Origin of the sequence: Paenibacillus piscarius, assembly GCF_022234545.1 — a bacterium.
Lineage (GTDB): Bacteria > Bacillota > Bacilli > Paenibacillales > Paenibacillaceae > Paenibacillus_AQ > Paenibacillus_AQ piscarius.
Genome location: NZ_JAIEUI010000008.1, coordinates 28,154 through 52,096 on the forward strand (window position 1 = coordinate 28,154; position 23,943 = coordinate 52,096).

Here is a 23,943-nt window from a genome sequence, read left to right on the forward strand (position 1 = left end):
ACATAATTAGAGGCTTCTCATGAGTTCACTGAACTTCTGGGAAGCTTCTTTTTTCATGGTCTTGGTTACGTGCAGGTATACGCTTCGGGTAGTGTCGTCATCCTTGTGGCCCAGCCGCTCCATGATCTCAGTCAGCCCTACGCCAGCCTCTGCCATTAGGGAAGTGTGGGTGTGGCGCAGGGAGTGGGGGGTTAGCTTCTCATTTAAGCCGGCCAGCTTAAGCAGCCGCCTCATGCGATTCTCAATGGTTTTGATGAACTCTGGATAGCCGACATTCAAGGCATCAGTCTTGGCGAATATGAAATCTCCATCGTGGTAGATCTTGCGGTATTCCATCTTAATGGCATTCTGCTTCGCGCGATGCTTCTTTAATTCATCAATTACAAGCTTATCCACATCAATGGTCCGCTTTGAGCTTTTGGTCTTCGGTGTAAGCAACTGATACTCCCTGGTCCTATTCGTAGGGTTGTAATAGGTCCTAGCGATGCTGATGCTCTGTTCCTTCTCATTCAGATCCGGCCAGCGCAGCGCACATAATTCTCCGGCGCGCATCCCGCTGTAGGCCAGTGTCAAGAAGATCGGGTAATCCTGCTCTAAGCCCTGCTCCTTTGCTGTCTGTAGGAATTTGGCAAGCTGCTCTTTTTCCAGGTATTTGACTGTGGCCTCCTCTTGTTCGACTTCCACCAGAGTCTTCCGGACACGTGGTACCCGGGCATATAAGGTCGGGTTTGTCTTGACTTCATCCAATTCCATAGCCTTGGTGAAGATCATCCGGCCGGTGGTGTGTACGCCGGAGACGGTGTTATCCCCCAGCCCCTCTTTTTTTAATGCGTTCAAGGCCGCTTGGTACTTCTTCTTCGTGATGTCCTTCAGTTTGAGATTGCCGAAATATTTAATCAGCTTGTCTGACTCATGCTTACGCACCCGGAGCGAGCTGACTTTCACGGTAGGGCCGTAGATCTCTAGCCAGGTCTTTACGAAATCCTTGAACAGAGTATTCTTCTCAGCAACATAGCTTCCGCGCTCATATTCGGTCATGAGCTCCGCACAGGCCTTGATTGCCTCCCGCTTGGTTTTGAAGCCGCCGACTTCTTTTTGCTTTCGCTTGTTGGTGACAGGATCGCGGCCAATGTCCAGTGTGAAGGACCAGGTAGCTCCGCAGGTGCATTTCTTTCCTTCTTCGCATTTACAGCCGCGCTTTCTGTAGTAGCCTGCCATTTATGAGCCTCCTTGTGATCGTTTCGTATTGAGCGATAGAACTGTACATTTCAGAACGTTTGTAGTTGAGGGGTGTATTTGTACCTCTCTGCGTAGTCAGGTTTTAATTCCTGACTATAACGTCACGAATTACGGCTTAAAATGCGTGTTTGGGGGAAACTATCACTCAAGAGTGTGTCGCAAACACGCATGCTGTCTCTATTCGCCTTCAGGAAGAAGCTTGTTTTCCTTCTGAAGCTTCCGCTCAACCTTTTTAACATCTTCGTGTACCGGCAGATTCTCCGGCATTGTGCCACCCAATTCTTTAATGGTCTGCCGTACTTTGGCCCCAACATCATAATGAGCACGGTTGGCGTTGTCCTTACCCTGGATATCCTCTCGGCGTATTTTCTCTTCGGCCTGGGTTGCCCGGAAAAGGTTGGCTGCCAACTCGGTGCTGCCCATGTGATCGAGGATCTTCTGTGACTTCTTCAGACCCTTGTGGCTATGGATGGCCTTTGCGTCCAGTCCGCCGTACAACCCTTTGTAACCGTGATTCTGGAACACTGCAAAATCCACTGTAGTGAGCACGCCAGCCTGATACGCTGCATCTGCCAGTTGGGTGTTATGCTTACGCAGTTCCTCCCGCAACATGACACGCCGCTGCTCTTCTGTGGCCTGCTCGAAGACTTCCTGTTTCCGGGTCTGGACAGCAAAGTAAGTTTGGCCCAGGGCGACAATCTCCTTGGTAGGATCAGCGTTCTGAATGATTAGGTAGCATGCGTAGCGGGATAAACGGTAATCACGAATGGAACGACGAGCACTAGAGCCGATTTCGACCATTTCGTTGGACTCAACAAAATGGTCCTCTACAGGTTGTTCGCTATTAACACAGGCAGTCTTGGCTTTCTTGACTGCCTTTTCAAAGTTACGGAAGTCAGTATAGTCTAGAATACGAGCGAGAACACGGCCGGTCCAGTATTCGTTGCCGTTCTCATCTTCCTGCCTTGCTTGTTCAAATGGGGTTTCGTGTTCGTTGGTTGGTTTGTTGGTCATAATAATTCAACTCCTTAATGGATTATGGAAGATAATAGCGGTGAATCTTTTTTGCAGAGGCATTTATACGGCGGGTAAAATGAACTTTCGCGTGCAGGGTACGCATAACTATGTTACATCAGTTTTGTGCGAGCGCCACATAAAAATAGTTTTCGACGCTCATGTGAGAAATTCTTTTTCTTCACGCAGTGAAGGAAATACATTACGTTCTGCCGAGCTTCGGCAAAAACATCAGATACCCCAATCTGACTATTCACCGAAGCTCGGTGAAAACTAAATTTCAGTCGCCCGACGACCAAAAAGGGAGTTTCGTACGCCGGGCGGACAAAACCTTTTTACCAACTGTTGGTGAAAAATATTATCAAAATAAGGCCAATGCTTTCCGTCACCGCATGACGGAAACTCTTTCCGCTGGCTAGGTTATTTTGTACGACCTCCGTACGAAACTCCTGTTTTGTTCAATGCGTGAACAGAACTATTCAGAGAGCTTTCTGAGTGGCAATAGTTTTCACCGCCCGGCAGTAAAAAGTAGCTTGCCGTTTTTTGACGGAGATCGTCAATAACTCCTCAATAAGTACTTCTGACATGTGCTTGAGTTTTTTGCCACACGGCGGCAAAAACTCACTTCATTGAATTTTCAACGCCTAGCGCCGAAAACTCATTCCATATCTTTAGCCGGTTGCTTTCTTGCATGCATACGCAGGCGGGGTTTCAATCCTTTTTTATGTTCTTCAGCTCCTTATTTGTGCAGGGGATGGCTTTCAAACATCGAATACTACCTATATGGAGGGGATGAAAATGCAAGATATTATTGATGCTTACGTAATTGAAAGGGTTGAATTAGACAAGCCTGAATACTTTATTAATGAATACATATCACTATCAGCAGTTGATGATAAAAAAGTCCTGGTGAGTATAAGTAAAACTGAACCTGGTTCTGTAACCTATGAATCTAATGGATACTTGTTCTATCATGCACTTCAATTAGGGCTTCCAAAACTAAACATTCGCATCTCGGAGCCACCTAGGCCATATGGTCGAATTGCTTATGGAATAGTAGGGAAGTGGAATACTCCATTATTTAAATATTCTTCAGCTGTTAACGACAATATTGAAGAAGATAACTCTTCTGCAAGTATTACAGAACAAGATATACAGAATATAATTAAGTTTTTTGAAATTTACATAGCGTTTAGTAAAGCTTCAAGGGAAAAACGGTTTGCTTCTGAATGGAAAGAAACAAGATGGAGTTACGCTCTTGATCAATACACCGGAGCGTGCCTCTCTACCACATTAGAAAGTAGTAACCAAGCTCTTATTACAGGTTTAGAAGCATTATTGGTAACAGGTGAAGGTAACCTCCAGTATAAGGTTTCTCTCAATGCGGCCCTCATGTTAGCTGATTCCTACGAGCAAAGAATTGGTATTATGGACCTTGTCAAAAAGATGTATAACTTACGCAGCAAAGCTACTCATGGTGAAATTGCAGCGCTAGTTAAGCTTCTAAACAAATCAAGTGTCTATGACGATTACTTCGAATTGAAGAGAATCTTTTCCCAGTTGTTGCTCCTTACATATGGTAAAAGTGAAGAAGATATATTTAATAGATTGGACGTTGTGCTACTCAGCGGCCCTTCATTCTCAGCACCCTAACCGGTGCTTTTTCTATGTTCGAATAAAATGAGAAACGCATTTGAAGTGTTCAATTAGAATTTCCTGTTTTTAATTTCTCGTTCCAACTTTTGGGCCCTCTATTTCCTTCGCTTTACCTCCTTGTCTTCGGATCACCCTTCCAGCCATTCAATGAACATCGCTCGTGACACAAACATACGCCGCCCAACCCTTGTAAGGTGGAATACTTTGGAGTTCAGTAACTCGTATACCTGGCGCTGCCCGATTCCTAGAAAGTTCCGAATGTCAGTTGGGGAGAGGACAGGCGGTAGAAGTTTCTCAGTTCTAGTAATATTCAACAGCTGCGGGCACGCTAATGGGAGAGGGTTGGTGATAGTTGCGATGGGATCTCCAGGAGATCGGATATTCACCGTTACCTCTATCTTCATTTCCTTTAGCTCCTTGAGAGCAGAGAATAGCAGATCAGTTGCGGGTGAATTGCTATCAAGTTCACTGCTCATCGGCCAGCACCGTGGTGATGTACTTGTCCATTACTTCATCAAGATTGGTTGAAATTACTCCATGCTGGTGCATTAGCTTATGCATTTCTAATCGTACGAGTTGCTTAACGATAGCTTCTGACTGATCAGGCATAGCAACACTGATGAATTCGATTTTGAAACGTTTCTTCACCAACCTTATCCCTCCCACACTTATTGTATTGGTAGTTGGTCTTTGAACATTTCTTTTAAGAGGTATAGCAATTTCTGCTTCTCCCCTTCCGCTAATCGAATGCCTTCGTAATTCACATCACACAGTTCAATTACATATGCCAAGTCAGTGTTTATAGGTGGCGATTTAGCATCTTCGATTTTCTTGAATATTGCCATCCTCTTTTCATAGGCTTTCCGTTCTTCACTTTTTGGAATAAGTGCAGTAATTTCACTGTGAATTCCTGTAAATTGGAAACTAATAAAATCTTCATCATTTGAAATTTCGACTTTACTCTGAACTTGTGCTGTATCCATGTTGAGCACTCCTTAATTAAATTCATGATGTTTGATTGGTGAAAACGAGAGCGGCGGTTTATGTGAATCTTTTCTTGGCATTGTACGGGATGTGGCTGTATGGGACATATAAAGCCTCTGAAGAGGTATGTGGGTCAGATCAGCGTGCCACTTTAGAAGTTTCATAAGGGGTAATCCAATGCTGCCGGGCAACAGAACGATCCTTAATGAGTTTAGTAACCTTTACTGTGATATTCAGGCAATAATCTCGTTTTGCTAATTCTTCAATTCCACGTTCAGCCAGGGCTCAATTGAGAGAGTGCCATTGATCTCTCGGATGTTGAAATGCTTCTCTTTCCTCATATGGACAGCTCCTTTTATCTAGCTAGGATTTCTTCTTAGCAAAAAGACCATCTAAATAAGCTATTATTAATTTTCTTTCTTCGTTTGTGATGAGAATATCACGGTATGTGATATGTGGTTCCTTGGTTAGAAGGTTATTCAATTCTGTCCAATAGGGCTCTTCATCATCAAATTCTTCAAGATCCATACTCTGTTCTCTACGATATCGCTCCTCTTCTAACTCTTCGTTGTAATCATCAATGTCAACGTTCACAAGGTAGCCAGCCTCTCTTAGAAGCTCTCCATAGTAAACACCAAGTGGTCCTGAAAGATTTATCAACACTTCACTTGAGGGGAAGTTTTTCTTTTTACCATTTTCGATCTGTGACAAATACGAGTGAGACACTTTTGATGCCTCAGCAAGTTGTGCTAAAGTAAGCCCTCTTTCATTTCGTAATTTTTTTAAATATTTACCGAACTCTAATAGCTCCAATTCTTTTCACGTCCCTTCATAAACATATAATACACTAAAATTCGCTGCAGTAACATTGTTTGTACATAAATACTTGCCACAGGAACATTTATATGCTTTAATGTAACCAGTAACATAAAAGTTTACCGTGGTAACATTGAGGAGGGATGGTATGAAAATTAAGCTAAAGGATGCAATCGGCTTTGAAGAGATGCTTATTCGTAAAGGGTTATCCAAAAAAGCATTTGCAGAAGCTGCTGAGATTGGTCAGGTTACAGCATTGCAAATATGCAATGGGGATCGAAAACCGAGCCCGCGAATTGCAAAACGTATATGTGACACTTTAGAAGTGAAATTTGACGATATTTTCGAGATCGTCAAAACACCACAGCAAGCAGCCAAGTAACCCCCACCGCCACACATTATAGCTTTCCCCGCATCACCCGAGTATAAGCATACCCCCGGAGGCTCCCAGCCGCTAAAACCTGCTTAGATTTTAGGTAAATACAGTTTTAAGAAGGAGATAAGAGATCATGAAAACAATAGCTAAACCCGCCGTAGTCCAGATCCCGCAGCTCATGCTTACAGATTGCTACTGGCGCGCATTGAATCACCTGTTCACGCAGCACAGCCTGCTGCAGCGGTACCTGACCACTCAATACTTTGACATGGAAGAAGGCACAGTTGATGCCGCAGCGCTCAAGCGGCTGTCGCGGCCGTGGTCCCAATCGGAGAAGTTCATGCTCAACCTAGCGCTGCATCTGTTCAATGAGCGGCTAGCAAAGGTGAACCTCTCAGATATGGACTATCTGGACGATTTCAATAAGCTGCTCGTTATTGAGGCGTTACGGTTACGTTTTAATTAAGAATTCGCTGTTCTCTTGTTGAGCTAAGCAATTATTCACTCAATGCTCGTCAACTACTGATTTGTATATAAGAACATACGACACTGGACTAAAAGGAGAAACTGAGATGTATTCAAACGAGGAAAAGGAGACCACGGCCGTTTTCGATTATGTGAGCAATAGCTGGGAGGTTTACAGTTGCGTCCCGCGTCACATGTCTAAGCTACGCAAGATCATTGCCCCTCATTGGGAGGAAACGACTGATGGCAAAGTGACGGCGGCGAAGTTTCGGCTTAGCGGCAAGCAGGTCAGTTTTGTAATGGGGAGAACATCGACTCTCACGGAAGAACAGCGGGGGGCTATTAGTTCCCGGATGAAGGGTTTGCATCAAAAACGTAATCAAGAAGTTACAAAATAGCACTCATAACTCATATTAGGAAGGTGAGCAACATGGAACGCAATGATTATCCTATTGTCCTTCAAGCGAAGCATGTTACACAGATCCTTGGCGTGGCAAAATCAACTACCTACGAACTTTTCGCCAGTCCAGGATTCCCATTGCTGCAGTTGAATGGCCGGAAGCTCGTTTATAGAGATTCCTTTTTTGAATGGTTGGATGGCAAGCAGAAGGAGGCGCAATGAGTAGGGCGAGGCAACGATCAATGAGCCTGCGCCTGCTTGAGTTGCTGGGCCTGATGGCTGGGAACAGGGCGGTGGTGAAGATATGTGACGACTCGAAGAGTAAATAAGAAGGGCGCTAAGGCCCCGCCGTTCACCCGGATTGTCAACGAATCACTTCAGGACAATCGCCTTAGCTTCAAGGCTCGGGGGCTGCTCGCTTATATGCTCTCAAAACCGGACACATTCAAATTTCATATTGATGAGCTGGTGAAACATGGCACTGACGGTAAGGATAGCGTGCGCGCCGGATTAAAAGAGCTTGAACAATGCGGCTACATCAAACGATATTCCGTGAAAGCAAAGGGGAAAATCCAGTCCTGGGAGATGGATATCTACGAGAAACCAGAATCGGGTTTTCCAGTTGTGGAAAATCCAACGCTATTAACTAATGATAAAGAACTAACGAATGAAAAAGAAAAAGATATTAACAGATACATCGATTTTCCAATCGACGATCATGTTTTTCTAAGCATTTATAGTTCTGAATTCAGAAGAGCATTGAAAAAGGATCATCCCCAGATCACAGAGGAGCAGCTTCTTCACATCATTCATCATATGGAGCTCCTTCAGGAATGGGAGATAACGGCAGGGGAATTCAGGGAACAGGTGAGAGATCACTTTGAAACCCTGGCTAAGAAGAATAACGGCAGCATCCTTGCCTTCATACCATCATTCATGAGGCGTTTTGAGATTCCGTACACAGGATTAGATAACTAGAATAAGTCAATTACGAGGATGAAGTGGAATGCTCAGCAAAGAAGTTGAAAAAGAGGTAATTCGACACCTAAATCAGATTCGCCTTCTCTTATTTCTTGAGAAAGAGGACACTAAAGCCAGATTAATCGTCTCTGTTGTTAATAAGATGCCGGATCTGGAAAAGGATATCATTACGAGAAAATACCTTCATCGTGATTCAGAATATACCCGCCATCAGATGATTTACAAGGATATGGAAATTTCACATGGGTTATACGGTAAAGTTCGCTTGAGAGGATTATTTAAGATTGCTCTTGTCTTGGGATTAACAAAGACTATGACGGCATCAATTATACAAAAAGACTGGAGACAAGAGCGTATGCTAAATGAGAATTTCCTATCAGTAGACGATAATGAAGCACTTGTAAGTTTTTTATATGAATCTGGAATCTATATAACGCTGGATTTGGAGCGAGAAGGCCAGGTTGAACTACAGCAGGCAATGAAAAAGCTGGAACCACTTGAGGCGGAAGTTATCGCTCGTAAATATTTGTCCCGTGAAGCCGAGTATACTCGCCACCAGGCAGTCTATAAAGAACTAGGATTGAGCTCCGGTACGTATAAGAAGTATCGGCTGAGGGCGCTCACTAAATTGGCAGCGAAGCTGAGTGACCTCATTAAGTGAGACGGCCCATCAGCGGGAGAGCGGCAGAAGGTAGGGCTCTTACTTCGGCTCGACTTAAATATTTACTTCCGTAACAGGCAAAACAAACTCATATAGCGGAGGGAATAAGCCATGAAGAATATTATTACATCGGATCGGAATTCAGCGCGGGCAGATCGTTCCAAGTATCTTGCCCAATGCGCTGTATCTAATGGCCGGCACATGATTACGTTGCAGGAAGCCAGAGAGAACGCAATGCGGTCAATTAAGGAAGCTGCTGATGCTGCGGGTATCACAGTAAGAACATTAAGGAAATGGGAAGAAAACTGCGGCAGAGCTGAATTGTTTGCCCTGACACGACTTTGCATATTTTACGGTGCGTCAGCTGATCATATTTTCCCAGGCAAGGCAACTGATCTGCTGGAGGCAAGAAGGGAGGGAAGCAAGTTGGAGAAGAAGACGTTTGAAGTTGATGATCTTATCAAAGTCCTGAAAAAAAGGGGCTGTGACACTACAGAGCTTGAGAATTTCGTTGAAGAGATCCGGAGGAGCAGGGAAGTAGAAATGAAAAACGCCTCCAGTGCGTCAACACCGGAGACGTTCAATCAATCAGTTATGTAATTGTTTCCCAATGAAACTATTATACCGCATTTCACTTATAGGATGCAACTATTGAAATGTGCCCATATATTGCAAGGGGGAATAAGTTTGTTGAAGATCAGTGCAACAGAACGCGCCCCCCCTCCAACATCATTTGAGGTGAGACACATAGTGAAATGAACGTCAAGGGAAGGGAGTATTCAATGGAAAGAGCCATTTATGGTATGGCAATGCCGTTTAACGACTTCTATGCAGAGCCTAATCTGGAGAATAACACATATTCTGTAGAGCGGACACACCGCAAAGGTGTATTCTTTGATAGCAAAATCGGAATTACATTGGGTCATGACTATACTCAGGTAATTGGAACAACTGTAGACGGATTACAGGTTCAGACAACCGAAGGCGGTGTATTCTTCAAACTCATTCCAAATAGTCCGTTAGGTTGGAGTGTTTATAAGAAGGTTAAGCGAGCAGCACTTAGGCACTGTAGTATTTCATTCCGGAAAATACTAAGTGAACAGAATGCTTTTGAGGAGAAGGTTTGTACTGAAATCTTTCGTTCTGCGGGATATACCGATGAGGTAACTGTCTACGATCTGAAGAAGATCGTCGTTCATGAGATTTGTCTTACGAATGGACCAGCTAATGAGCTGACATTTTGTACTACGAACGTGCAGGATTCAAGACTAAAGGGTCTTAGTTGGGATAACACCTCACCTATACCGGAAGCTCTGATTTTGCCTAGTGAACGTTCGAGATTTGATTATGAACAATGGATGGCTGAAGAAACTGAAGCCTTATCGAAGGATATAGCAGAATTCAAGCGAAACGTTCAAAAATTTAAAGGCCTGGGAGGCAGAGAATGAATAATATCACACGGAGTGGATTAGAAGTGATTATCCGGGATAACCAATTGAAAGCTGCAGATAAGCTGGCTGAGCAACAGGAATTAAATCGGCAAGACAAGGAGAGCATGGCCGAATTAAAGCAGAAATACCTCGCGGCTGTGACTTCCGGTGATACGACATCCATTGATGCACTGAATGAGCAATTGAAGGGGATCTCACAGCGCATTCATGACCGTAGTATTGTGATTGAAGCTCTCTCAGTCAAGGGGAACCCTGCTATGCAACAAACCATTTCTGAAGCTGTAAATGCTTGGGCGACAGAGAGGAACAAGCTGATTACTCAAGCAGAAGAACTGTATAACGAGCTGCAGCCGCATCATGCTTCATTGATTAAGGGTCTGGCAAAGCTAAATGAATTGCGCAAAAACGTAATCGGACTTGAAGGGAATATCCGAGATTATAACGATCAATTGACTGTTGACAAGAGAGTTTCTGTCGAAGACCTGCACCATACTATCGCTTCTCAGTATATGAATACGTTACTCATTCAGCAGTATGTAAAACAGTCAGGAGGAGTGTAAATGATAGGTATCGGACGGACAATTATGCAGCAACGGCGCATAAGTGAAATGTTTATGAAGGCGGTCTTCAAAAATGCTCCAGTTGGAGTTCTGGAGATGTACCAAAGCGTACTTGCTGCTGGACCTAATGGTAATGGAAGCTATGAACTTCAAAAGCGGCAGGAGTTAATAATGCGGACAGAAGCTGAACTGATAGAACTTAATAAGCAGCTTAGCGTTGTAAGGATCTGTATGGAACAAGACGAACGAATGGGGATCAATTAAGTGTTTTCTGGAGGGGGAGGTAATTCCTTGGACTCTTTTCACTTGGAGACCGGGCGACCTCTTCCATTTTACGAAGCCAGGTTTTGATAAGAGGGGGATAATATGATCGATAAATGGCATTGTTATTCAAAAGCGATAGAATCTTCGCCTGCTGTTTCATCAGGTCCAAGTAGCACACAGACAGCAGGAGCCAGCACCAGGAACACAGCCGGCCCAAGTAGCAGGGATACAGCTGGACCAAGCAGTAGGGAAACATCTGGCCCTAGCAGCAGGGATACTGCTGGCCCTAGCACCCGCGACACCTCAGGTCCGAGTAGTATTAATACTACAGGTCCGAGGAATATATCTGGAGCAACTCAAACGGAAGGGACCTATTTTGGGGAAGGAGGGCATAATCACGGATGGCCAGCAGGAACAGTATTTAAGGACGTCAATGGTGTGGCTAGAACGTGGGTTCCTTCAGGTAATCACAGTCATCCAATAACACTGTCGAGTCATGAGCATGACATGAACCATACTCACGACATGGATCACACCCATGATATGGATCATACGCATGATATGAACCACACTCATAATATGGAGCACACCCACGATATGAGTCATACACATAGCATGGAGCATACGCACCAGATCCCAGCACATACGCATGATATTAAGTATGGGATATATGAGGGTCCAACGCCCAGCAGCTTGAAGATTGAGGTGGACGGGAATCTGGTACCTTATACGGAAACAAGCGGAGCAGACATTGATATCATCCCTTATTTGAGCAAAGACACTAGCGGACGGGTAAACCGTGGTTCATTCCACGAAATCAAGATTACCCCGGACACACTTGGACGTATCGTAGCTAATGTAGTTACCCAGCTCTTCGTTACTTCCAGAGGAGGCGGGAGCTACTGATGACATTGGTTGCTGTGTTCTCCACGAAAGATTTTGCTGTTGCCGTTGCTGATCGGCGTAGAGTCCAACTCAGTACCGGCATCCATATAGACGATGTTAGGAAGCTTCATCAATTGAATGACCAGGTTATTGTGGGCTACTCAGGAATATATCTGCCCATAGGAAACAATGAATTTCAAGGATTGGCAGAAGAACTCATTATGGATAATAGTGTGTTGATAAGCGCGAGATCAACTGTAGAAGATGTAACGGATATCTTTAGTAAGTCGTTGCTGAGGAATATCGAATTAGGCATCCCGAAGGAGTCATTGGAGCTTACATTTCATTTCGGCGGCAAGGGCAAGGACGGGCGGTACCTGCTGGGTAGAGTCAGCTGCTGGGAGGAGTTTCAGCCAATCCTAATGGAATCAAATGAAAATGGTTTGATCTGGAGCCTATCCCGTGCAGAGTACGCTGTAGATCCATGGTTGACGGCACAGATAGCCTCTTTACCTAAGATCAATGATCAAACAGTTAGGGATCTGGCAGTGTCTCTGATAGAGCATACAGCAGAACATGATGGATATGTCAGTGGAACTTATGATCTGATCGTCATATAGGATAACCCGATCAATAGATGTGTGCGCTCATGTGGTTTGAAGGTGAACTTATCACCCGGATCATCTGAGCGCTTTTATGTAATGGATCACTGGAATATTGAAATTAGCTTTAGGTATGAGAAAGAGAGAATTTTTTGAAGTTCTCTCCCCCCTCCCTTGGAGCTTGGGAACAAGACGAGTGGGGACCGGGCTGCCAGTTTCGTTTTCGGCGTATGATTATTTCATATATGAGGGGGGGGCAGTTTTCTTATTTACATATATCAAACGGACTATTTTGTCAATTGAAATTCAGAGGTGCTCAATTTTAATTGAAGTGGCTATTGACTCGTGATATGCTCTAGACAAGGTTGAAATTAAAAAGTATGTGCTTTAAGGAGAAGTCCGTTTAAACGGCTATTCCTTATAGTACATACTTTTTTTCATATGAAGGGATAGTGATGAGAATGAAAGTGAGTAGAGTCAAAGAGCGTGAAGGAATACTTGTAGTACAGATTAATCTGATTGAACAGCAAGTTAAGAAATTACAGCGATTCATGAACGATGAGATGGATTCACTACTAAGCCAACTGCAACATTTGAGGGAACTAGAAGTAATGAAAGAAGTTCCGTTACAAAGAGAACCGAGGAAAGTAAAGCTAAATTCGTGGGAGCATATCCCAGATGTATTAAGGGTCAAGGACATTCAAACTATTTTAGGAATAGGTAATATGCAAGCTTATGCTCTGGCAAAGAGCGGAGAGTTTCACTATATCCATATCGGCAACAGAATACTTGTGCCTAAGCCAGGATTTATTGATTGGCTGGAGGGTAAGGAATAGTAAATGTCGGAAAGGAGTGAGTATATTGGAATACATCTTGAGAGCTGGATTATTTGATTATGAACTTGCTGATAAAGTAATTAATGTCGTGCTACCAGACATTAACCAATTTGAAAAGGAGCTACACTACAAGATAGCTATTAGCTTCCATGTTGATTTGCTAAATGATCCTCGTATGGATTTAGTTGATGTTCCATTGAAAAAATGGGAACGAAACGACTCTAGGAAAGATAAGATTTATAACTTATTAGGTTTCCAGATAAATAGAATAGATCAAGCATTTTGTAATAATGAACTGCAAATAATTGATGCTTCTATACAAGGTGAGCAGCTAGAGGCACCAGATATGATTAAAATCAAAATAGAAAAGAAGGAGGTTGACGCGGATCCACCTAGAAAGAAGAACAAGTCTAAACCCTTCAAAATTACAAACGTAATACCAAGTCTGCCATTTACACAAGAAACGACTTCAAAATTAGCCAATGAAAGGTTGTCTAGGATCTATAATGATCTCATGAAGGCAATTCGTGATAAGAAGATAATGTCCGAGATATTAGAAATTGAAGCTACGGAAGATGATAAAGAACTTTACAATGCTTTTTTCAAGCAATACTGGGACTTATGGTTATGCACTGATGATCAAAGAAAAACCATAGTCAACAAACTGATAGAAAGAACCGAAATTGTGTTTAATAAGCATTTGGAGAAGGATAACTCCGGAAAATGAATATACTAAATCTAGGTCAAACAGAACTACAACTTCCCCACACGTTTCCCCACAAACGGATCAGAAGTAGCAGGATTTAACGGAGACATATGACGGGAATTCCTTGTAAGCCGGACACTCTGGACAAGGTGAACAGCAAAAAACGGCCCAAAATCATGGGCGGCATGATGTAATAAGGGTTACAACCCCTTGATGCAAAAATAAGAGGCTTCCTACGAGTTCATTGAACTTGTGGGAAGTCTCTTTTTCATGGCTTTAGACTTTAATATTCTTCAATCTAATTCTTGATCTAACAGAGGTTTTACTAAACGACGCACTTCGTCTGTTGAAGTGGTGTCCATTAATTGGTCGATTAGTTCGTCTGCGCCTCTAAATCCACGAACATAGATTTTGAAATAGCGAAGAAGGGGTCTAAATGAACGCGGCAAGGCTTCTGTCGAATATTTATCGTGAAGATCCAACTGTAAAAGAAGTAAATTGAGAAAATCCTTCGCGCTATGTTCTTTAGAGTCTTTCTCAAAAGCAAATGGATTAGTGAAAATGCCGCGGCCAATCATGATACCATCAACGCCGTATTGTTCAACTATTTTTAATCCTGTTGCGCGGTCCGGAATATCTCCATTAATGGTTAACAACGTATTTGGGGCAATTTCATCGCGCAATTTTTTTATTTCAGGAATGAGTTCCCAGTGTGCAGCTACTTTACTCTTCTCTTTTTTAGTACGAAGGTGAATGGACAGATTCGCAATATCTTGTTTCAATATATGTCCTAACCAATCGCGCCACTCATCAATTTTGGAGTAACCTAATCTTGTTTTAACACTAACCGGCAATCCACCTGCTTTTGCTGCTTGAATAATTTCTGCTGCAACTTCAGGATGAAGTATTAATCCAGCCCCTTTTCCACTGGCTGCGGCGTTTTGTGCCGGGCATCCCATGTTTATATCGATACCACGAAAACCAAGTTTTTTCATATCAATACTCATCTGTTCAAAAAGTGCAGGTTTATTGCCCCAAATATGAGCGACAATCGGTTGCTCATCAGCTGTAAACATTAACCGGCCACCTACATTTTCTTTTCCAACAGGGTGACAATAATTTTCAGCACTTGTGAATTCTGTGAAAAATACGTCAGGTTGTGCAGCTTCACTAATGACGTGACGAAATACAATATCCGTGACGTGTTCCATTGGAGCTAATATAAAAAACGGTTTCGGTAAATCCAGCCAAAAATTTGGTTCGTTACTCATATTATCTTCTCCTGTTGCAACATATAAAAACGATATAATTTATAGCTAAATCTTTTACCCATCATACATAGACTAACACATTTTGTTAGGTGCTGTGAATCAATTAGGTATCCTCTAAAGTCTGTTCTCCTAAAGATCAGGCTCTTTTTGCTGTTGGCCAGAAGGGAGCGGCAAGTGCGAACTTAAAGATTTCTTTAACTTTCACACAGGGGTTAAACTGTCATGTTAGAGTAGCTTGATAAGGTTAATTAGCGAATTTTGGAGCAAAGAAGGGGATTTCCAATTGAAAAGCCGGAATTTGATGACAAAAATCCGAGGTTTTATCATTTTTTTAGCCTTTTTCCTTGCAACCACTCCATCAGCAACAGCAGCACAAAGCTCCAGCTATGCAGAAGGGCTTAACCATTTGGGATTGTTCAGTGGAACGGAGAATGGAGTTGAGCTGTCGCGGGTGCCTACCAGAGCAGAAGCCCTTGTAATGATGCTGCGTCTGTGGGGGAAGGAGAAGGAGGTCCTGAAAAGCAACTACCAAAGTCCATTTACGGATACAGGGTGGGAAAGCCGCTACGTGTCGTATGCCTATACCAAGAGTGTAGTTAATGGAATGGATGAGTTTCGTTTTGGCGGTAACCGGCCCGTCTCGCTTAACCAATATTGTTCAATGGTGTTAAGGGTGCTCGGATATTCAGAAATAAAGGGTGACTTTACCTATACAACCGCAGTTTCTTTCGCCTCAACAGTTCTGGGAGTAGACCTTACCAAAGAACGCGAATTCAACCGGGGGACTCTTGCAACAATAAGCAGTTATGTTCTAGACACAAGACCCAAGAATCAGCTTGCAACGTTAGGTCAAACCCTTAGCGCAACAAATGTGTTCACCACGCAAGCTTTAAACGAGGCAAGGTCACTTTGGGAGCAGGATAAAAAGCTGAATGGAACGACGATTTTAATCTATGCAGTGGGTTCTGACCTTGAATCACAGCAAGGCCGGCTAACCGATGACCTGGAAGAAATTTTGCGCGGTCAGCCAAACCAGAATACGAAAATCCTGCTGCAAACAGGCGGAACGCTCAAGTATCACAACAAATATATGACCGATGGAGCATCCGAACGCTTTGAAGTCAGCAATGGACAACTGCAAAAGCACGATAGCCGTATCCAAACCGCCGCATCAGACCCTGAAACACTAAGGGATTTTCTTGTATGGGGCAAAACCGTTGCACCAAGTGAGCGTTATATCCTGGTTCTGTGGGACCATGGGTACGGTACAATGGGCGGATTTGGTGCAGACGAGCTGAACGAACGAAAAACGATGAAGGTCTCGGAGCTTTCCAAAGCAATCGATTCATCAGGTATGTATTTCGACTTAATCGTCTTTGATGCCTGTCTTATGGGCACCGTTGAAACTGCCTATGCGCTTAGAGATCAAGGCAAATATCTCATAGCCTCTGAAGATTCAACCCCCGCAGCAGGCTTGTACTATACCACATGGATAGGTGCGATCGAGCGAAACCCGCAGATTAGCACTGAAAGGATAGGGCGTTTAATTTTAGATTCCTTTACCCTTCATTCGGGGATTGAATCTCAAATGCAAACAACCATGTCCATGATGAAGCTGTCTCAGGCGGAATCACTGGTTAAGGCCATAGAACAGGCAGAGTTTGATCGCTCCCTGACCGACCTTGCAAACCGCTCAGAGCTATTAGGCAAAAACGACGGGATATTCGATCAATATGATCTGATAGAGCTTATGGGCCAATCATCAGAAGTCACTGCCGCCGCCCAAGCACTTGCCTTTGAAGTAAGAAATTCAGCAGGTTACAAAAATCGCAACGGCGTGGCTTTATATGTCCCTAGCAGAAAAATCGCACGCACACATGAAATGAAAGAAGAACTGCAAGCTATCGGTCTAAGCGCAAAGTATATAGAAACTATTTTCTAACGAGGAGGCATGTTATGAAGAAGATTATAAGTTTGATGCTGGTAATTTCGCTCTTACTATCAGTAGCGCCTGTGTATGCGAATGTAGCAACAGAGTACACTTATGTGTTTGGTGTGAAAACAGGAGGCAACGAGAACGGCGGAACAGGTGATGATATTCATATGGGAGTAAGCACCTATGAATCTGGAATAAACTCTGATCATGTGGCAAATTTTGGCGGTGCTCCCGCTTGGTCTAATACACAACATACATTTAAAATGGAAAATATTCCACCGTGGAGAATGAACGAGCTTGTTTTTTGGCTGGTGGGCAGTGATGACTGGTACGGTGAATATGTGGATTTGTATCTTCCCTATCTTGAGGGGAATACCAATCCGACTAAGGTAAAGACTATTAGAATCGATTCATGGACAAAAGACCAGGGCAGACTGTATCGTGACATTTCGGATGTAACCAAAAGAAAATTCACCGATATAGGTTATGTTGATGAGCTCGGCGGAGAGTTCTATCTGGATGCGAATTCATCAGGCTCTGAACATGCAGAGTGGAACAAATACGTCAGAGATCAATACGGTTACTATGACATTATGAAATATGAGGATGCTCCTGTGTTCAGCTATACCGTTTCGGACGACGCCGTAGGCAATGATTGGTTGAACTTTCAGGAACCCACAGCCACGCAAGCCTTCCAACTGGATATTGACCGCAAAAAGCTTCACGATCAGATGGTTGCCAAGGACAAAGCAGAGATTTCTCTAACCTATAGAGTGGCGCTCCTTGCCCAGTCTACCAATCCTGAGAGCCTCGGGGGAACCTTTGCCCATACAAGCTCAGGAGATCCGGAAGTGAAAACCTATCTAACAACAAAGATAGGGCAAGCGGATTACTATTATAAAGATGTAACGTATACGTTCTATCGTAGCATCTATAACCTCGGCAACCCCGATATCACTCACACGGTTACCTATTCACCGAGCCGGGACAATCTGTATCTCAACCGTAAATTCACAGATGTTAATATCACGGTTGAAGCGGTGTCCATTCACAAAAAAAACATGACGCAAGAAATTAAAACGGAGCTGATTACCAACTTCAAAGCCACGCCTTCGTTATATATTGGGAACAACACGACAACACCGCTTGCCAACCTGACCATGACCAAACTTGCGGGCAATGACGGCAAACCAAACGGCAAGCTTCAGTTCACTGGACAAGTCCCGCTGGATGTTAGCGCAGTAGAAAGCGAGGGCATAAGGCTTCAGCTTGACAACGTATCTACCCATCTGACGAAGAAAGGCCGGGCTCAGGCCTATTATTTAGAGAATCCAACTCCAGAATCACCGGCATCACAAAGCTTTTATTTCTCAACTCATAAAGTGGACACCAAAACCCCAACGGTAAGAGTGACCGACCAGAATGGTAATGACCTGGCGGGGGCAAATTCCATTCAAGGCAACATCAAAAAGCTGCATGAATTTTATATGGTTGCCAGCGAAACACTCTATCCAGACGGAAATGTCGCCCACAACGAGTCGAATCAAAACTATTTTAATTATGAGCTGTACAAGAAAACCGGTGATTCCTATGAACCGGCCATGACCCGAATCACAAACTTTGACGGTACAGGAAACAGAACAAGAGTTACCGCACCTATTAACACGCAGGTTATCAATGGCGTTAGCATCAAACTAAGTCCAATCGACCCTACTGAAGGTGAATTTAAGCTTCGGCTGTACGGATGGGATCAAGCCGACAATCCGCTTGGCGGAGATGCCGGATATGCAGAAATTGAAAATATTCAAATCGATAATCAGGCTCCGCGGGTGACCGTAAACGAGACGGTACATCCGCAAGATGCACAACATCGCAAAAGAAATGACTATAGCTTTGAAATGAATGACCTTCAGCAAAGCAATAACGGCTGGTCAAGGACTTATTATACCTTTATTAGCGGAATTACGGCGCCGCCTGACACGCCAATCAATCAAATTAAACCTGCCTCTGCAGAAATTGCTTCAACTCAAGGGGTGTGGGCATTTGTAGACTCAGAAGGTGACAGCACAACTGCCATTCTATCCATTCCCAAAGGGGACAACTTTGAAGGAACGCTCTATTATTTCACAGTAGACTCACTTGGCAATGATTCTAGAAACGAGCAAGCCTCCAGATACTATAAAAAACCTGTGAGTATTTTCAATGGAAATGTTGCTGACACACTGATTACGGAGGATTCCAGTCTTCCCAAGCCGCATTTTGACATTAGCTTTGACGTCAGCAATCCAAACCTGGAAACGAGTTACCGGTGGATTTCTGATCCTGGCAATGACCAAAGCTTTACACAAAAATATAAAGTGTACGAATCAAGCGATGCTGTTGGTGCAGCTGAAAAAACGAATCTTAGCGGAACCAAGGTGCTGATGGACGGAAAATATATCCTTGAATATCGTGTGAAAAATAAACAGTCTGGTAACACTGCCGAATTCTCACAAGTATACACGTATGACGCCAATCCTCCGGAGATTAAATTTACCGCATTAAGTCAGCACGATTATTTCAAATCATCCCATCAGTTTAACGTGAAAGTGACAGACCGCAGTGGAATTGCAAGTGCATATTACTATATATCCCAGCCGGACTCAGAGATCAGAACCGAAGATATGCCGAACTATCCGCTGATACTGACACTTGACAGTGAGAACATAGCGCAGGTTAATCAAACCTTGACCCTGACCGGACTTCCATCAGGTGCGTACAGCATTGTTGTTGTGGCACAAGACCTGCATGGCCGAGAAAGCAAAAAGGTTTCCCCATACTTTGGGATGAGGTCAGAGCCTGCGGTAATTGAAAGCTTAAACTTTACCGGGTCCAAAATTTTAAACGAAATGAGTACAACAACGGATGGAACCTATGGTGTCTATGCTGTTTTGAGGGAGCGCCATGCCTCATGGACTTCTGACAGCCCAACGAAATATCAAAACCCGGTATATTATGCAACAACGGACGGTATGCCAACAGATAACGGCGCTTTAGTTCCTGAGTTTACGGCGAGCAACTATTCGGGCGGGGAATACGCATTTACACTCGACACACCGGTTCCGCTTCAAGAAGGGGTCAATACCATATATCTCCAGTTTGGACTCATCAATGCTCCTGCTGACGACAAACCTGAGTTTTTAACAGAATCAAGACCGCTCACCATTCTGTATGACAGCCAGGCACCAACCTTTGAATTGCCGGACTATAACACCATTCAGCCAACCAACGCATCCGTGACCGCAACAATCGTCGCAAATGATGCCGGCACAGGGATCAGCAAGCTGACCGTTGCACCCGAGGACGCTGACAAAATCACGGTTTCTCCATATACAGACGGTGCGTTCACAGTAACGGTAAGCGAGAATATAACCACAAAACTGATCCTCTCTGACGAGCTTGGAAATCGTGTTCTGGTTCCTATTTCCGTATCTAACATTGACCGGGCAGCTCCATCTGCGCTTGCTTCAAGTGACATCGTGACCTCAGGAGCAAGACAGGATGGTGTGATTACCGTTGATGTCTCAGACAAGAATGACACAACCGTCTCATTCGCCCTTATTCAAGACCCGGCAGCAAACCATATTCTAACCGAAGCGGACTATGCGTTGTTTCAATCAAGCCCATCCGTGGAAATGCAGAGCAGTCCGGTCATCATTAATGGCGAAGGCAACAAACAGAGAACCTACACCATTGACTTGAAGGGGCTTAGCGGAAGCTATGCCATCGGGGTCAAAGCCGTCGACACCGCAGGAAATGTGACTGAAAAAGTGTTCTTTGACGCAAAACTGGACCTGGTTGACGCGGAGGCATCCATTGTAAGGGTCAGCGCAAACCCTGCTACCACAAAAACCACCGCAACGGTTAGCGTTTATTTTAACGTTCCAGTAACCGTAATGCCAAACGCACCTGTAGAGGGTGATGTTGTGGGTGATATGGCCAGGTCGAACCTTCTGTATACAGGACTTTTAACAACCTCCGCTAACTATGTAATGGACTATGAGGTCGTTATTCAAAACAATAATAAAATCAGCCTCTATGTTCAGGACGAGGTTGGAAGAGATAGCGTTCTGGAATTCACGCCTGATGTTAATTTCGTTACAGGATATGATATTTCCGGTCATGTAGAGAGAAATGGTCAAACGATCCAAAACGGCGGGTTCATATCCTATAACCAGGGCGACAAGCTGTATTATATTGTGGTTCCGAATCCAAAGTATTCCGGACAATATTTCTTTGTTGAAAATGCCGTGTTATCCGGATTAGAACTGAGTACAGAGCTAAGTGTCCCTGACCCTTCGTTTACAGAAGTTGAAGGAAGAACAGCTTATTCTAAGCTTGTATTTGAAGCGCTAAGAGACGGCAAAACAACAAAATCAGCTTATTTTGAGACCTATACGGCAGAAGGTATGGAAGCTGACCGGATGGAAGCGGAATATGTTGCCATTGCATCGGTTGACGAAACTGCACCAGCTGCAAAGGTGAACTATTCGACCACGGAGCCAACCAACCAAAATGTTACCGCAACACTTTCTGTATATGACCCGGAAAGCGGAATTCTAAAACTTGAACGTTCGTATGACGGCATAAGCTTCAGCCCGATTGACTCTGTTGTTTCGCATATCGAAACCTTCGAGCAGAATGCGACGGTATACTTCAAAGTGACAAACAAAGCCGGAATAGCAACGGTACTGCCGGTCACAGTCTCGAATATTGATAAAACGCCAATTACACAAGACAAGCACTACACGGTGGAATACAGCTATGAGAACTATCTTGGGAACTGGGTTCCAATCCAAGAAGGAAAAGCCTATAGAAGGGTTATGGCCACGCTCAAGTTTACCGGAGGCGGAAAAACTCTTGCTATGACCAACAACAACGCAGCCTTCTCAAGGACTCTAACGGAGGATAATCACACATTCACGTTTGAGTTTAGGGATCAATCAGGCAACACAGGTTCTCAAACGGTTAGCTATAACCAGTTTGACAACACCATTGGACAAACCTCCTATGTGTTATCCAATACGGCCAAGACCAACCAAAATGTCTTTGCAACGATCACTTTAACAGATGATTCAGGTGAAATTGCATTTGCAGAGGTGAAGAAGGGCGATGTGGTCTATCCCTTCAAAGGGGAGCCGCTTGAGAATGAATATGTCGTTGAACTGGACAGCTCAGGAATTTACAATGTGACAGCCTATGACTACGCCGGAAACCGTTGGACGACACCGATCACCGTCTCAAACATTAACAAAGTAGTGCCAACTGCAATTGCAAAAACGTACAGCACGCCTCCCGCCACCATTACTGCGCAAAGCGTGAATGTGGAGCTGACACAGTTCAGCAAGGAGCTCAAGACGATTACAGTCACCGGTGTAGAGCCTGCCGGAAGCCTAACTGCGGGCGATATTGTCCATATCCCCGGCACAAAAGCTGTCCGCTTTAGAAAAAATGGTACAGTGTCCATGTTCTTTGTTGACGACTATGGCAATGAAGGCCAGGAAGTGATTACCGTATCCAATATCGTGTCCACACCGCCGCAAATCAAAGCCACTGCCACATTAGCTGAAGATAAGCTGAGCGTAAATGTGACCTTTGACCAGATCCGTGACAGTGACGGCGTTCCGCTGGATATTCTTAGAAAACTGACAGACCTTACCGTTTCTTATCGCGGCTATGAACATGCACTTCTGACTGAAGTGAAGGACGAAGCCGGCGATGTTCTGTCCTATAAAGAGGCAGTGATCAACGTTAAAACGAACGGAGAGCACGTCTTTCAAGTTAGGGACCAAACAGGCATCACGCAAAAAATACTTGTAACGGTTGAAGGCATTGAAGTGGGCGGCCCAAGGGTAAAAGAGGTTCGCTGGACATACAAATATCTCGAAAAGAACCAAAGCGGCGAGTGGGTGGAAAAGGATCACCAAAACAAGATTGTGGTTGGTGTTGACACCTCTGGAAAAGAAGAAGGATATGTTGTGGGGATCGACAAGAACCCGGCAACGAACCAGAATGTGAATGTCACGGTAATCACGGATAAGGATGCTAAGCTCGTGGGCGGAAACGATCCTTGGGAACAAGAGAAGTCAATGAACTATAGAGAAAATGGACTTTACAATTTCAATCTGGAAGGAAGAACAGGGACCTATACCTCGTATGGTGTTGACATTGGTCTGATCGACAAAACACCCCCTGTGCTAAAACTTAAAAATGGTGAGGAGCTCATCTTCATCGAAGGCATGACGCCGAAAAAAGATGCCTCCATTGCCTATGACAAGTCCAAGCTTCTGGACTTCGAGGCATGGGATATGGTTGCGGGTAAAAAGATTGACCTGACGAACCGGGTCACTATAAGCTATGGGGCCGGCGGGCGGGTGTTTAACCCGGACAACATCTCAGCCAATGAATTTGTCCGCTCGAACCCGTACTATATCGACTATACCGTAAGAGATGATGCAGGGAATCAGACCACCATTCGCCGGACCGTTCGCCTTGTGGGTCTTTATGACACCATAGCCCTTGTGAACGGCGTGATGCCAGACAGTTCAAATGCTGCGTCCGTTCTTGGAAACAAGGTTGAAATTTCATTGAAGAACTTCTCCGGGATCTCGTATGCACGTTATGAAAAAGGTATCTTAACCCAAGGTCAGATGAAAACCAAAGGAACGGTCCTTCGGGAGAAAAGCGGTGTGTATACCCTCGATAATGTTACGAGCGGTTGGTACACCGTATACATCCAGACGGATAAACGCGACTATTTCAACATTCATGTATATGTCTCGAATCAAGGAGGGAAATAGG

Annotated in this window: 24 protein-coding genes; 17 read left to right on the forward strand and 7 right to left on the reverse strand. The window is 44.1% G+C overall.

The window, feature by feature from the left end; genetic code table 11:
- Window positions 1-6 precede the first annotated feature (6 nt).
- Window positions 7-1,218 (reverse strand): site-specific integrase, encoded by a 1,212-nt coding sequence (locus tag K1558_RS14620; RefSeq protein WP_238652331.1) that lies wholly within the window; start codon window positions 1,216-1,218, stop codon window positions 7-9.
- Window positions 1,219-1,416: 198 nt separating this feature from the next.
- Complete coding sequence (gene dinD / locus K1558_RS14625) at window positions 1,417-2,253, reverse strand: DNA damage-inducible protein D (protein WP_238652332.1); 837 nt, start codon at window positions 2,251-2,253, stop codon at window positions 1,417-1,419.
- Between the two features lie 798 nt (window positions 2,254-3,051).
- Here dinD and K1558_RS14630 point away from each other — a divergent pair.
- On the forward strand, window positions 3,052-3,906 hold the full coding sequence (locus K1558_RS14630) for a HEPN domain-containing protein (protein ID WP_238652333.1): 855 nt from the start codon (window positions 3,052-3,054) through the stop codon (window positions 3,904-3,906).
- A gap of 131 nt (window positions 3,907-4,037) precedes the next feature.
- Here the strand turns inward: K1558_RS14630 and K1558_RS14635 are convergent, their stop codons facing one another.
- From K1558_RS14635 to K1558_RS14650, 4 genes are all read right to left on the reverse strand, one after another.
- On the reverse strand, window positions 4,038-4,385 hold the full coding sequence (locus K1558_RS14635; RefSeq protein ID WP_338019697.1) for a helix-turn-helix domain-containing protein: 348 nt from the start codon (window positions 4,383-4,385) through the stop codon (window positions 4,038-4,040).
- Window positions 4,375-4,560: a hypothetical protein gene (locus K1558_RS14640; RefSeq protein WP_238652335.1), complete on the reverse strand. Its 186-nt coding sequence runs from the start codon at window positions 4,558-4,560 to the stop codon at window positions 4,375-4,377. Before K1558_RS14640 ends, K1558_RS14635 begins: the two co-directional genes overlap by 11 nt.
- 17 nt (window positions 4,561-4,577) lie before the next feature.
- Window positions 4,578-4,892: a hypothetical protein gene (locus K1558_RS14645; protein ID WP_238652336.1), complete on the reverse strand. Its 315-nt coding sequence runs from the start codon at window positions 4,890-4,892 to the stop codon at window positions 4,578-4,580.
- A 364-nt stretch (window positions 4,893-5,256) separates the two neighbouring features.
- Window positions 5,257-5,706, reverse strand: a complete 450-nt coding sequence (locus tag K1558_RS14650; protein ID WP_238652337.1) for a helix-turn-helix domain-containing protein — start codon at window positions 5,704-5,706, stop codon at window positions 5,257-5,259.
- 151 nt (window positions 5,707-5,857) lie between these two features.
- Between K1558_RS14650 and K1558_RS14655 the strand changes: the two genes are divergently transcribed.
- The 14 genes from K1558_RS14655 (at window position 5,858) to K1558_RS14720 (ending at window position 13,917) form a co-directional block, all read left to right on the forward strand.
- The gene (locus tag K1558_RS14655; protein WP_238652338.1) at window positions 5,858-6,091 is read left to right on the forward strand and encodes a helix-turn-helix transcriptional regulator; all 234 of its coding nucleotides are present in this window, start codon (window positions 5,858-5,860) and stop codon (window positions 6,089-6,091) included.
- Between the two features lie 127 nt (window positions 6,092-6,218).
- Window positions 6,219-6,551: a hypothetical protein gene (locus tag K1558_RS14660; protein ID WP_238652339.1), complete on the forward strand. Its 333-nt coding sequence runs from the start codon at window positions 6,219-6,221 to the stop codon at window positions 6,549-6,551.
- Window positions 6,552-6,657: 106 nt separating this feature from the next.
- Window positions 6,658-6,948, forward strand: a complete 291-nt coding sequence (locus tag K1558_RS14665) for a hypothetical protein (protein WP_238652340.1) — start codon at window positions 6,658-6,660, stop codon at window positions 6,946-6,948.
- 32 nt (window positions 6,949-6,980) lie between these two features.
- Window positions 6,981-7,172, forward strand: a complete 192-nt coding sequence (locus K1558_RS14670; protein WP_238652341.1) for a DNA-binding protein — start codon at window positions 6,981-6,983, stop codon at window positions 7,170-7,172.
- Window positions 7,173-7,256: 84 nt separating this feature from the next.
- Window positions 7,257-7,928: a helix-turn-helix domain-containing protein gene (locus K1558_RS14675; RefSeq protein WP_238652342.1), complete on the forward strand. Its 672-nt coding sequence runs from the start codon at window positions 7,257-7,259 to the stop codon at window positions 7,926-7,928.
- 28 nt (window positions 7,929-7,956) lie between these two features.
- Window positions 7,957-8,592, forward strand: a complete 636-nt coding sequence (locus tag K1558_RS14680; protein WP_238652343.1) for a hypothetical protein — start codon at window positions 7,957-7,959, stop codon at window positions 8,590-8,592.
- Window positions 8,593-8,703: 111 nt separating this feature from the next.
- A complete protein-coding gene (locus K1558_RS14685; RefSeq protein ID WP_238652344.1) occupies window positions 8,704-9,192 on the forward strand; it encodes a helix-turn-helix domain-containing protein in 489 nt (162 codons plus the stop codon).
- Between the two features lie 182 nt (window positions 9,193-9,374).
- Window positions 9,375-10,040, forward strand: coding sequence for an HK97 family phage prohead protease (locus K1558_RS14690; RefSeq protein ID WP_238652345.1), 666 nt, complete (start codon window positions 9,375-9,377; stop codon window positions 10,038-10,040).
- Window positions 10,037-10,603, forward strand: a complete 567-nt coding sequence (locus tag K1558_RS14695) for a hypothetical protein (protein ID WP_238652346.1) — start codon at window positions 10,037-10,039, stop codon at window positions 10,601-10,603. The genes K1558_RS14690 and K1558_RS14695 overlap by 4 nt, the downstream gene beginning before the upstream one ends.
- Window positions 10,604-10,867, forward strand: coding sequence for a hypothetical protein (locus K1558_RS14700; protein WP_238652347.1), 264 nt, complete (start codon window positions 10,604-10,606; stop codon window positions 10,865-10,867).
- A gap of 597 nt (window positions 10,868-11,464) precedes the next feature.
- A complete protein-coding gene (locus tag K1558_RS14705) occupies window positions 11,465-11,773 on the forward strand; it encodes a hypothetical protein (RefSeq protein WP_238652348.1) in 309 nt (102 codons plus the stop codon).
- Window positions 11,773-12,372 (forward strand): Ntn hydrolase family protein, encoded by a 600-nt coding sequence (locus K1558_RS14710; protein WP_238652349.1) that lies wholly within the window; start codon window positions 11,773-11,775, stop codon window positions 12,370-12,372. The genes K1558_RS14705 and K1558_RS14710 overlap by 1 nt, the downstream gene beginning before the upstream one ends.
- Window positions 12,373-12,809: 437 nt before the next feature.
- On the forward strand, window positions 12,810-13,190 hold the full coding sequence (locus K1558_RS33035) for a helix-turn-helix domain-containing protein (protein WP_338019699.1): 381 nt from the start codon (window positions 12,810-12,812) through the stop codon (window positions 13,188-13,190).
- Window positions 13,191-13,215: 25 nt separating this feature from the next.
- A complete protein-coding gene (locus K1558_RS14720) occupies window positions 13,216-13,917 on the forward strand; it encodes a hypothetical protein (RefSeq protein WP_238652350.1) in 702 nt (233 codons plus the stop codon).
- A 272-nt stretch (window positions 13,918-14,189) separates the two neighbouring features.
- On the opposite strand, the gene K1558_RS14725 is transcribed toward K1558_RS14720, so the two are convergent.
- Window positions 14,190-15,167, reverse strand: coding sequence for a tRNA dihydrouridine synthase (locus tag K1558_RS14725; RefSeq protein WP_238652351.1), 978 nt, complete (start codon window positions 15,165-15,167; stop codon window positions 14,190-14,192).
- A 283-nt stretch (window positions 15,168-15,450) separates the two neighbouring features.
- On the opposite strand from K1558_RS14725, the gene K1558_RS14730 reads away from it, so the two are divergent.
- Window positions 15,451-17,109, forward strand: a complete 1,659-nt coding sequence (locus tag K1558_RS14730) for a clostripain-related cysteine peptidase (RefSeq protein WP_238652352.1) — start codon at window positions 15,451-15,453, stop codon at window positions 17,107-17,109.
- Between the two features lie 14 nt (window positions 17,110-17,123).
- Window positions 17,124-23,942 (forward strand): hypothetical protein, encoded by a 6,819-nt coding sequence (locus K1558_RS14735; RefSeq protein ID WP_238652353.1) that lies wholly within the window; start codon window positions 17,124-17,126, stop codon window positions 23,940-23,942.
- Window position 23,943: the final 1 nt, after the last annotated feature.

Excerpts from the sequence above, each read along its gene's own strand:
- K1558_RS14620 (WP_238652331.1), bottom strand. The coding sequence starts at position 1,218 with ATGGCAGGCTACTACAGAAAGCGCGGCTGTAAATGCGAAGAAGGAAAG.
- dinD (WP_238652332.1), bottom strand. The coding sequence starts at position 2,253 with ATGACCAACAAACCAACCAACGAACACGAAACCCCATTTGAACAAGCA.
- K1558_RS14630 (WP_238652333.1), top strand. The coding sequence starts at position 3,052 with ATGCAAGATATTATTGATGCTTACGTAATTGAAAGGGTTGAATTAGAC.
- K1558_RS14635 (WP_338019697.1), bottom strand. The coding sequence starts at position 4,385 with ATGAGCAGTGAACTTGATAGCAATTCACCCGCAACTGATCTGCTATTC.
- K1558_RS14645 (WP_238652336.1), bottom strand. The coding sequence starts at position 4,892 with ATGGATACAGCACAAGTTCAGAGTAAAGTCGAAATTTCAAATGATGAA.
- K1558_RS14655 (WP_238652338.1), top strand. The coding sequence starts at position 5,858 with ATGAAAATTAAGCTAAAGGATGCAATCGGCTTTGAAGAGATGCTTATT.
- K1558_RS14660 (WP_238652339.1), top strand. The coding sequence starts at position 6,219 with ATGAAAACAATAGCTAAACCCGCCGTAGTCCAGATCCCGCAGCTCATG.
- K1558_RS14665 (WP_238652340.1), top strand. The coding sequence starts at position 6,658 with ATGTATTCAAACGAGGAAAAGGAGACCACGGCCGTTTTCGATTATGTG.
- K1558_RS14670 (WP_238652341.1), top strand. The coding sequence starts at position 6,981 with ATGGAACGCAATGATTATCCTATTGTCCTTCAAGCGAAGCATGTTACA.
- K1558_RS14680 (WP_238652343.1), top strand. The coding sequence starts at position 7,957 with ATGCTCAGCAAAGAAGTTGAAAAAGAGGTAATTCGACACCTAAATCAG.
- K1558_RS14685 (WP_238652344.1), top strand. The coding sequence starts at position 8,704 with ATGAAGAATATTATTACATCGGATCGGAATTCAGCGCGGGCAGATCGT.
- K1558_RS14690 (WP_238652345.1), top strand. The coding sequence starts at position 9,375 with ATGGAAAGAGCCATTTATGGTATGGCAATGCCGTTTAACGACTTCTAT.
- K1558_RS14695 (WP_238652346.1), top strand. The coding sequence starts at position 10,037 with ATGAATAATATCACACGGAGTGGATTAGAAGTGATTATCCGGGATAAC.
- K1558_RS14700 (WP_238652347.1), top strand. The coding sequence starts at position 10,604 with ATGATAGGTATCGGACGGACAATTATGCAGCAACGGCGCATAAGTGAA.
- K1558_RS14705 (WP_238652348.1), top strand. The coding sequence starts at position 11,465 with ATGAGTCATACACATAGCATGGAGCATACGCACCAGATCCCAGCACAT.
- K1558_RS14710 (WP_238652349.1), top strand. The coding sequence starts at position 11,773 with ATGACATTGGTTGCTGTGTTCTCCACGAAAGATTTTGCTGTTGCCGTT.
- K1558_RS33035 (WP_338019699.1), top strand. The coding sequence starts at position 12,810 with ATGAGAATGAAAGTGAGTAGAGTCAAAGAGCGTGAAGGAATACTTGTA.
- K1558_RS14725 (WP_238652351.1), bottom strand. The coding sequence starts at position 15,167 with ATGAGTAACGAACCAAATTTTTGGCTGGATTTACCGAAACCGTTTTTT.
- K1558_RS14735 (WP_238652353.1), top strand. The coding sequence starts at position 17,124 with ATGAAGAAGATTATAAGTTTGATGCTGGTAATTTCGCTCTTACTATCA.